The following is a 9,548-nucleotide window of genomic DNA, read 5'->3' as shown; positions in this document are numbered from 1 at the left end:
GGCCCCGGCGGCGCCCTCGATCTTGGCGATCGCGCTGCGCGCGGCCTCGGGGTCGACGACGCCGGGAATGTCGGCCAGCGCCCGCAACGCGACCAGCAGCCCGGTGGCCTCCGGCGAGGTGAGCTTGAGCGGGCGGTCGATTCCCGCGGAGAAGGTCACCTCGATGGTGTCCCCGGAGAACTCGAAATCGATGAGGTCCCCCGGAAAGTAGCCCGGCAGCCCGCACATCCACAGCTGGTTCAGGTCGTCTTCGAGCTGCTTGGCCGACACCCCGAGATCGGCGGCCGCCTTGGCTCGGGTGACCCGGGGATTGGCCTGGAAATACGGAACCATGTTCAACAGCCGGATCAGCCGGGTGGAGATCGGTGTCACGCGGACACTCCCCCGCAAGCGGGAGGTGCCCCCGCCTCATCGCCGCGCTCTGCGTCGGCGCTGGCGCGTGTCACGCGGACACTCCCCCGCGGCCGGGCGGTTGCCCCGCCCCGACGGCGTCCCCGCCCGCATGCGCGCGCAGCCGGGCCAGCACGTCGTCTCGCAGGGACTGCGGTTCGAGCACCAGGGCGTCGGGCCCGTAGCCGGCGATGTCGCGTGCCAGCTGGTCGGCGAAGGAGATGTCGAGTTCGATCACCTCGCCGTCGCGACCGCCGAACTGGCGGGCATCGACGGGCCTGCCCGCGCGCCGCAGCGCGGTGGCCCGCCCGTCGGCCACCCACACTCGCGCCCGCCCGACGGTCTGCCCCGCCGACACTTCGGTGACGGTCTGGGCCACGATCTTGCGCAGGTCAACGTCTTTCGGCACGGTGACGGCGCCCGGCGGCCCGATCGGCTTGACGTCCGCACCGATCCGGGAAAGCCGGAAGGTCCGGGTGGCGTCGCGGTCGCGGTCGTGGCCCACCAGATACCAGCGGCCCTTCTCGGTGACCACGCCCCAGGGCTCGACGGTGCGGGTGGCGTATGGCTCGGCCCTCGAGGGTCGGTGCTGAAACTGCACCGCCTGCCGGGAGTCGATGGCGGACAACAGGATTCCCAGGACGTCTTCCGACCCGCGCAGGCCGGGCACCCCGGCCGGCGACGCGATGGCGACGGGCGCGTCGGGATCGACGTCGACGCCGGCCGCGCGCAGCTTGAGCAGCGCGCCCTGCGTCGCGGTGATCAGCTCGGGCGACTCCCACAGCTGCGTCGCAACGGCGACCGCGGCCGCCTCGTCGGGGGTCAGGTCGACCGGTGCGAGCGCGTAGGCGTCGCGGTTGATCCGGTAACCCTCGGTGGGGTCCCAGGCCGAGGCCCGGCCGACCTCGAGCGGGATGCCCAGGTCGCGCAGCTCGTTCTTGTCGCGCTCGAACATGCGGGAGAACGCCTCGGCGCTGGGGCTGTCCGAATAGCCCGCCACGCTCGACCTGATCTTCTCCGCCGAGATGTAACCGCGGGTCGACAGCAGGGCGATGACCAGATTCACCAGCCGTTCGACTTTTGACGTCGCCATTGGCTCCAGGTTATTCGATGGTCCTCGTCTGGCGCTTCCGCCGGCCATCCGCGTCGCGCCGGCGCGTCGGAGCGGCTACATGCTCGCGATCAGGCGCTTGACCCGCTCGTCGACCGCACGGAACGGGTCCTTGCACAGCACGGTGCGCTGCGCCTGGTCGTTGAGCTTGAGGTGCACCCAGTCGACGGTGAAGTCGCGGCCGGCGGCCTGGGCGGCGCTGATAAACTCGCCGCGCAGCCGCGCCCGGGTGGTCTGCGGCGGGTTGTCGACCGCCTCGGCGATGTCCTCATCGGTGGTGACGCGGGCGGCCAGCCCCTTGCGCTGCAACAGGTCGAAGACGCCGCGTCCGCGCTTGATGTCGTGGTAGGCCAAGTCCAGCTGGGCGATCTTGGGGTCGGACAGCTCCATGTTGTAGCGGTCCTGGTAGCGCTGGAAGAGCTTGCGCTTGATCACCCAGTCGATCTCGGTGTCCACCTTGGCGAAGTCCTGGCTTTCGACCGCGTCGAGCTGGCGGCCCCACAGGTCGACGATCTGCTCGATCTGCGCGTTGGGTTCGCGGGTCTGCAGGTGCTCGACGGCGCGGGTGTAGTACTCCCGCTGGATGTCCAGCGCGCTGGCCTGCCGCCCGCCCGCCAACCGCACGGGCCGGCGACCGGTGATGTCGTGGCTGACCTCGCGGATGGCGCGGATGGGATTGTCCAGCGAGAAGTCCCGGAACGGGACGCCGGCTTCGATCATCTCGAGCACCAGAGCGGCCGTGCCCACCTTGAGCATGGTGGTGGTCTCGCACATGTTGGAGTCGCCGACGATCACGTGCAGCCGCCGGTATTTCTCGGCGTCGGCGTGGGGCTCGTCGCGGGTGTTGATGATCGGCCGGCTGCGGGTGGTGGCCGAGGAAACGCCTTCCCAAATGTGCTCGGCGCGTTGGGAGAGACAGAACGTCGCGGCCTTGGGGGTCTGTAAGACCTTTCCGGCGCCGCAGATCAGCTGGCGGGTGACCAGGAACGGCAACAGCACATCGGAGATCCGGGAGAACTCACCGGCCCGCACGATCAGGTAGTTCTCGTGGCACCCGTAGGAGTTGCCCGCCGAGTCGGTGTTGTTCTTGAAAAGGTAGATGTCGCCGCCGATGCCCTCGTCGGCCAGTCGCTGCTCGGCGTCGACGAGCAGGTCTTCCAGCACCCATTCGCCCGCGCGGTCGTGGGTGACCAGCTGCACCAGGCTGTCGCACTCGGCGGTGGCGTACTCCGGGTGGCTGCCGACGTCGAGGTACAGGCGGGCGCCGTTACGCAGGAAAACATTGGAGCTGCGGCCCCAGGACACGACACGGCGGAACAAGTAGCGGGCCACCTCGTCCGGGCTGAGCCGCCGGTGCCCATGGAATGTGCAGGTGACCCCGAACTCGGTCTCGATGCCCATGATTCGTCGCTGCACGTAATCGAGCGTACTGGTTGTCCGACCGGGACGGTGAGCAAGCCGCGCGTATCAATCCGACGAAGTTTTCCGGAGGTCGCGCGGATGCCTTCGGGAGGCCGCACCGGGCGACCGTCCGCCGCACCGGGCCTTGCGACTCTTCGCGGCTCACCCGCACCTTGGGCACCAACAGCAACATCGGCACCGGCGGCGTGGGCCGCGCCGAGCGGTGCCTAGTCGGCGGATTCCCCGTTCGATTCCTCGCCTTCGCCTGCCGGGCCGTCGGAATCCAACTCGCGCAGCAAATTTTCCAGGCTGGCGCGGTTGATCCGCCGGAACGCCCGTCGCGGCCGGTTGACATCCAGGATGGCGACTTCCAGGCTGCCGACGTCCAGGGCTGCCTGGTCGCCATTCGACGCTTCGCTGCCGGCCCGTAGGGCCTTGACGGCGATGCGGGTGGCCTCACGCAGATCGGCGTTCTCGGCGTAAGAGTCCTTGAGCGCCGTGGTGATCGGTTCGGTGGTGCCACCCATCACCACAAAATGCGGCTCGTCGGCGATCGATCCGTCGTAGGTAATCCGGTACAGCTCAGGCGGTCTGCTCTCGCCGTAGTGCGCGACCTCGGCCACGCACAGCTCCACCTCGTAGGGCTTGGCCTGCTCGGTGAAGATGGTGCCCAGCGTCTGCGCGTAGACGTTGGCCAGCTGCCGGCCCGTGACGTCACGACGGTCGTAGGCGTACCCGCGGGTGTCGGCGAATTGGATTCCGCCGCGGCGCAAGTTGTCGAATTCGTTGAACTTGCCGGCGGCCGCGAAGCCGACGCGGTCGTAGAGCTCGCTGATCTTCTGCAGTGACCGCGACGGGTTCTCCGCGACGAAGAGCACACCACCGGCGTAGGCCAGCGCGACCACGCTCTTGCCCCGGGCGATGCCCTTGCGCGCGAGCTCGCTGCGCTCGCGCATCGCCTGCTCGGGCGAGATGAAATACGGGAAGCTCACTTCTCACCACCATCGGGGCCGAAAGTGTCGGCGCGCGAACGGCTTTGGATCACTTCGCGGGCCAATTCGGCGATGCGGCTCTCCGGCACGTCGAGCGCCCCCTCGGCGCCGATGGTGACCGCGGTCGGGTAGATGCCGCGCACCAGATCCGGTCCGCCGGTGGCGGAATCGTCATCGGCGGCGTCGTAGAGCGCCTCGATGGCGACGCGCACCGCGGAGTCGGCGTCGGTGACCTGCGAGTACAACTTCTTCATCGACGACTTGGCGAAAATCGATCCCGACCCCACCGACTGGTAGCCCTCCTCTTCCAGGTTCCAGCCGCCGGCGGCGTCGAAAGACACGATGCGCCCGGCACCTTCGGGATCCGGCGCATCGATGTCGTAGCCCACCAGTAGCGGCAAGGCGATCAGACCCTGCATCGCGGCGGCCAGGTTGCCCCGCACCATGATGGCCAACCGGTTCACCTTGCCGGCGAACGTGAGCGGCACGCCCTCGAGCTTCTCGTAATGCTCGAGTTCCACCGCATACAGGCGGGCGAATTCCACCGCGATCGCGGCGGTGCCGGCGATGCCGGTGGCCGTGTAGTCGTCGGTGATGTACACCTTCTTGACGTCGCGCCCGGCGATCATGTTGCCCTGCGTCGAACGCCGATCGCCGGCGAGCACCACGCCGCCGGGATATTTCAGCGCGACGATGGTGGTGCCGTGGGGCAGCTGCCCCGCGGCGCCATCGGACTGCGTGCCCGACAGGCTCGTCGGCAGCAACTCCGGCGCCTGCCGACGCAACAGATCAGCAAACGACGAGAGGTCTATAGCGAGGCTTCTTGGAGGTGCGTAGCCCGGAAGCGCGGAATTGGTGGACAGGCGATCAGAGAAAGGCCAGGTCACTGTCCGCCCTTTTGGACATACGCGCGAACGAAGTCCTCGGCATTCTCCTCGAGGACGTCGTCGATCTCATCCAGCAGATCGTCGGTGTCCTCGGCTAGCTTCTCCCGGCGTTCTTGGCCCGCGGCGGTGCTGCCGGCGACATCGTCTTCGTCGTCGCCACCACCGCCACGCTTGGTCTGCTCCTGAGCCATCGCCGCCTCCTGCGTTGTCTGGGCCCGTTGAATGGCTTGTTCACCGATCAAGCCACACTGCCCGTTGGTCTTTCCTAGCCTACCGGTCGACCCCGACGTTCCCTGGGTTAACCGGCACCTAGCTGGTGAGTTGTTCGACCAGTTGGGCGGCGCTGTCCACCGAGTCCAGCAGCGCCCCGACGTGGGCTTTGCTGCCGCGCAGCGGCTCTAACGTCGGGATCCGGACCAGCGAATCACCACCCAGATCGAAAATCACCGAGTCCCAGCTGGCCGCGGCGATGTCGGCGCCGAATCGGCGCAGGCACTCACCGCGGAAGTAGGCGCGGGTGTCCGTCGGCGGCTTGTCCACCGCTTCGAGCACCTGATGCTCGGTCACCAGGCGCTTCATCGAACCGCGCGCGACGAGCCGGTTGTAGAGGCCCTTGTCCAGCCGGACGTCGGAATACTGCAGGTCCACCAGGTGCAGCCGCGGCGCCGACCAGCTCAGGTTCTCGCGCTGCCGGAACCCTTCGAGCAGGCGCAGCTTAGCCGGCCAGTCGAGTATTTCGGCGCATTCCATCGGGTCGCGCTCGAGCTGGTCGAGCACGTGCGCCCAGGTTTCGACGACGTCGGACGCGCGCGGATCGGGGTCGCGGCTGTCGACCAGCTTGGCCACCCGATCGAGGTAAACCCGTTGCAGCGCAAGCCCCGTCAGCTCCCGGCCGTCGGCCAGCGCCACGACGGCGCGCAGCGACGGGTCGCGGCTGATGGCGTGGACCGCATGCACCGGCCGCGCCAGCGCCAGGTCGCTCAGGTCGATGCCGTGCGCCGGGCCCTCTTCGATCAGGTCCAGCACCAGCGCCGTGGTGCCCAGCTTCAGATACGTCGACGTCTCGGCGAGGTTCGCGTCGCCGATGATGACGTGCAGCCGCCGGTATCGATCGGCGTCGGCGTGCGGCTCGTCGCGGGTGTTGATGATGCCGCGCTTGAGCGTGGTTTCCAGGCCGACCTCGACCTCGATGTAGTCCGAGCGCTGGGACAGCTGGAAGCCGGGCTCGTCACCGGAGGGGCCGATGCCGACCCGGCCCGAGCCGGTGACCACCTGCCGGGAGACCAGAAAGGGGGTCAGCCCGGCGATGATGGCCGAAAACGGCGTCTGCCGCGACATCAGATAGTTCTCGTGCGACCCGTAGGACGCGCCCTTGCCGTCGACGTTGTTCTTGTAGAGCTGCAGTTTCGCGGCCCCCGGCACGCTGGCGACGTGGCGTGCGGCGGCCTCCATGACGCGCTCGCCGGCCTTGTCCCAGATCACCGCATCCAGCGGGTCGGTGCACTCGGGGGCGGAGTATTCGGGATGCGCGTGGTCGACGTAGAGCCGCGCGCCGTTGGTCAGGATCATGTTGGCCGCGCCGACCTCGTCGGCGTCGACCACCGGGGGCGGGCCGGCCGAGCGGCTCAGGTCGAAGCCGCGGGCATCCCGCAACGGCGATTCCACCTCGTAATCCCAGCGGGTGCGCTTGGCGCGCTGGATGCCCGCTGCGGCCGCATACGCCAAAACCGCCTGCGTCGACGTGAGGATCGGATTGGCTGTCGGGTCCGATGGCGATGAAATGCCGTATTCGACCTCCGTCCCGATAATCCGTTGCATGACCTAAGCGTAGGCCGGGCGACGAAGTGGCCCGCGCGGCGGGGCGCGCGGGAGCCGGCCGATGCGACTCGCCCGGGCGAGCCCGCGGCCCGACCGACGTCCGCAAACCGCCCGTCGGGCAACCCTTTCGATACGGCCGCCGCGGGTGGGCTGCCGGCCGTAGGGTGACCCGGCATGGAGCTTCTTCGCGGCCGCGCTCCGGACCGCCGAGCCGCGCCGGGCGCCGCCGAAAGCTGGTTCTTGGAGCGCGGTTTGCCGTTCGTGCTTACCCGGCGAAGCCCCGACCTGCTCAACGAGTGGACCCACACCTACACCAGCCGCGCGACGGTGCTCGGATTCACGCTGCCGGTGCCCGACTCACTGATCCACATGACCCTGTTCCTCGGCGCGCTGACGTTCATGTACATCAGCGCCCGCGCGGCGGGCGACGCGGAGTACCGGTCCACCTTTCTCGACCCGCTGATCGACGACCTGCAGACGACTTTGGTGGCGCGTAACCGCTATCGAGGCGCCGCCGGGCCCGCCGTCCGTCGTATTGACGGCACCGGTACCAGTGATTAATTTCACCGGAGTGTCCGCCCCCGAATCCGGCCGCGCCGTCGGTAAACACGCACTCGACCTGTCCGGGAAGCGCTATGGCGAGGTACTCCTGGTAACTCCCGGCGAGGCGGGCCCACAGGCAACGGTTTACAACAGCTTCCCGCTCAACGACTGTCCCCAGGAGCTGTGGTCGGCGCTGGACGCGCACGCCATCGCCACCGAACACGGCGCGGCCGCAGCCCTGCTCAACGGTCCCCGCTACTGGCTGATGAACGCCATCGAAAAACAGGCCCGCGGGCCGCAGATCACCAAGTCCTTCGGCGGCATCGAGATGATCCAGCAGGCCACCGTGCTGTTGTCGTCGATGAACCCGGCGCCATATGTCCCCAACACGGTCAGTCGCCACACGGTGTTCGTCTTCAACGCCGGCCAGCAGGTGTTCGAACTCATCGATCCGCAGAGCCGGCACTGGGTGATGCAGACCTGGAGCCAGGTCGCCGACGCCACCTTGTCGCGCGACGACCTACCGGGCCTTGCCGACCGGCTCGACCTGCCGGCCGGGTGGTCGTATCAACCGCGGGTCCTCACCGAAGAACTGCGCGTGGACACGACCCAGCGGCCCGCCCAGGTGCTGCAGGACACCCTGACCAACAGCTATTCGCTGGTGACCGACTGAGCCCCACGGGCTCAGCCGGCGCCGAGCCCTACAGGTACTGGCCCAGGTTGGATTCGGTGTCGATGGCCCGCGATGCGCTCGAGCTCTTGCCGGTGACCAGGGTGCGGATGTAGACGATCCGCTCGCCCTTCTTGCCCGAAATCCGCGCCCAGTCATCGGGGTTGGTGGTGTTGGGCAGGTCCTCGTTCTCGGCGAACTCGTCGACGATCGAGTCCAGCAGATGCTGGATGCGCAGACCGGGCTGCCCGGTCTCCAGCACCGACTTGATCGCGTTCTTCTTCGCCCGGTCGACGACGTTCTGGATCATGGCGCCGGAGTTGAAGTCCTTGAAGTACATGACTTCCTTGTCACCGTTGGCGTAGGTGACCTCCAGGAACCGGTTGTCGTCGATCTCGGCGTACATCCGCTCGACGACCTTTTCGATCATCGCCCGGATGCAAGCCGAACGGTCGCCCCCGAACTCGGCGAGATCGTCGGCGTGCACCGGCAGCGTCTCGACCAGGTACTTCGAGAAGATGTCTTGTGCCGCTTCGGCATCGGGCCGCTCGATCTTGATCTTCACGTCCAGACGGCCGGGCCGCAGGATCGCCGGGTCGATCATGTCCTCACGGTTGGAGGCGCCGATCACGATGACGTTCTCCAAGCCCTCGACGCCGTCGATCTCGCTCAGCAACTGCGGGACGACGGTGGTCTCTACGTCCGAGGAGACGCCGGTCCCGCGGGTGCGGAAGATCGAGTCCATCTCGTCGAAGAACACGATCACCGGTGTGCCTTCCGACGCCTTCTCGCGGGCGCGCTGGAAGATCAGCCGGATGTGCCGCTCGGTCTCACCGACGAACTTGTTGAGCAGCTCGGGTCCCTTGATGTTCAAGAAGTAGGACTTGGCCTCGCGGGCGTCGTCGCCGCGCACCTCGGCCATCTTCTTGGCCAGCGAGTTGGCCACGGCCTTGGCGATCAGCGTCTTACCGCAACCGGGCGGACCGTAGAGCAGCACACCTTTGGGCGGGCGCAGCGCGTACTCGCGGTACAGCTCCTTGTGCAGGAACGGCAGCTCCACCGCGTCCCGGATCTGCTCGATCTGGCGGGTCAGGCCACCGATGTCCTCGTAGCTGACGTCGGGCACCTCTTCGAGCACCAGGTCCTCGACCTCGGCCTTGGGGATCCGCTCGAAGGCGTACCCGGCCTTGGTGTCGACCAACAGCGAGTCGCCGGGCCGCAGCCTGCGCGGCCGGGTGTCGTCGTTCAGCGCGTCGGGATGCCCCTCCGGGAGGTCCTCGGCGACCAGCGGCTCGGCCAGCCACACGATGCGCTCCTCGTCGGCGTGCCCGACGACCAGGGCCCGGTGCCCGTCGGCCAGGAGCTCACGCAACGTGGAGATTTCGCCGACCGATTCGAACGTGCCGGCCTCGACGACGGTCAGGGCCTCGTTGAGCCGGACCGTCTGCCCCTTGCGCAGCAAGGGAACTTCGATGTTCGGCGAGCACGTCAGCCGCATCTTGCGGCCGGAGGTGAACACGTCGACCGTGTCGTCCTCGTGCGTGCCGAGCAGGACGCCGTAGCCGCTGGGCGGCTGCCCCAGCCGATCGACTTCCTCACGCAGCGCAAGCAGTTGCTGGCGAGCCTCTTTGAGGGTCTCCATCAACTTCGAGTTCCGCGACGCGAGCGAGTCGATGCGCGCTTCGAGCTGATGCACATCGCGGGCGGAGCGGGCACCTCCATGCGAGCCGACGGCG

General features: G+C 68.0%; 8 protein-coding genes and 2 pseudogenes. 2 read left to right on the top strand and 8 right to left on the bottom strand.

Annotated elements, in window-relative coordinates; all coding sequences use genetic code 11:
- From A5622_RS13240 to dop, 7 genes and pseudogenes are all read right to left on the bottom strand, one after another.
- Positions 1–372 (bottom strand): annotated as a pseudogene (locus A5622_RS13240) (protein pafC); the annotation flags it as partial.
- Positions 373–442: 70 nt separating this feature from the next.
- Positions 443–1,483 (bottom strand): YafY family protein, encoded by a 1,041-nt coding sequence (locus tag A5622_RS13235; protein ID WP_066878949.1) that lies wholly within the window; start codon positions 1,481–1,483, stop codon positions 443–445.
- A gap of 75 nt (positions 1,484–1,558) precedes the next feature.
- On the bottom strand, positions 1,559–2,917 hold the full coding sequence (pafA, locus tag A5622_RS13230; RefSeq protein ID WP_156748774.1) for a Pup--protein ligase: 1,359 nt from the start codon (positions 2,915–2,917) through the stop codon (positions 1,559–1,561).
- 212 nt (positions 2,918–3,129) lie between these two features.
- Positions 3,130–3,894 carry a proteasome subunit alpha gene (prcA, locus tag A5622_RS13225; RefSeq protein WP_066878945.1) on the bottom strand — a complete coding sequence of 255 codons (765 nt, stop codon included), beginning with the start codon at positions 3,892–3,894 and terminating at the stop codon, positions 3,130–3,132.
- Complete coding sequence (gene prcB / locus A5622_RS13220; protein ID WP_066878943.1) at positions 3,891–4,781, bottom strand: proteasome subunit beta; 891 nt, start codon at positions 4,779–4,781, stop codon at positions 3,891–3,893. Before prcB ends, prcA begins: the two co-directional genes overlap by 4 nt.
- A complete protein-coding gene (locus A5622_RS13215; RefSeq protein WP_066860430.1) occupies positions 4,778–4,972 on the bottom strand; it encodes a ubiquitin-like protein Pup in 195 nt (64 codons plus the stop codon). Before A5622_RS13215 ends, prcB begins: the two co-directional genes overlap by 4 nt.
- 118 nt (positions 4,973–5,090) lie before the next feature.
- Complete coding sequence (gene dop / locus A5622_RS13210; protein WP_066860404.1) at positions 5,091–6,599, bottom strand: pup deamidase/depupylase; 1,509 nt, start codon at positions 6,597–6,599, stop codon at positions 5,091–5,093.
- 276 nt (positions 6,600–6,875) lie between these two features.
- Between dop and A5622_RS13205 the strand changes: the two are divergent.
- Positions 6,876–7,160, top strand: a pseudogene (locus A5622_RS13205) (hypothetical protein); the annotation flags it as partial.
- A gap of 10 nt (positions 7,161–7,170) precedes the next feature.
- A complete protein-coding gene (locus tag A5622_RS13200; RefSeq protein ID WP_066878939.1) occupies positions 7,171–7,815 on the top strand; it encodes a hypothetical protein in 645 nt (214 codons plus the stop codon).
- Between the two features lie 28 nt (positions 7,816–7,843).
- Here A5622_RS13200 and arc read toward each other — a convergent pair.
- A partial coding sequence (arc, locus tag A5622_RS13195) for a proteasome ATPase (protein WP_066860394.1) occupies positions 7,844–9,548 on the bottom strand: 1,705 nt, incomplete at its 5' end.

The sequence above is a fragment of the Mycobacterium sp. 1245801.1 genome (assembly GCF_001673055.1).
Classification (GTDB): domain Bacteria; phylum Actinomycetota; class Actinomycetes; order Mycobacteriales; family Mycobacteriaceae; genus Mycobacterium; species Mycobacterium europaeum_A.
Note: the sequence above shows the minus strand (reverse complement) of the source record. Positions and strands in the feature narration are given on the sequence as shown.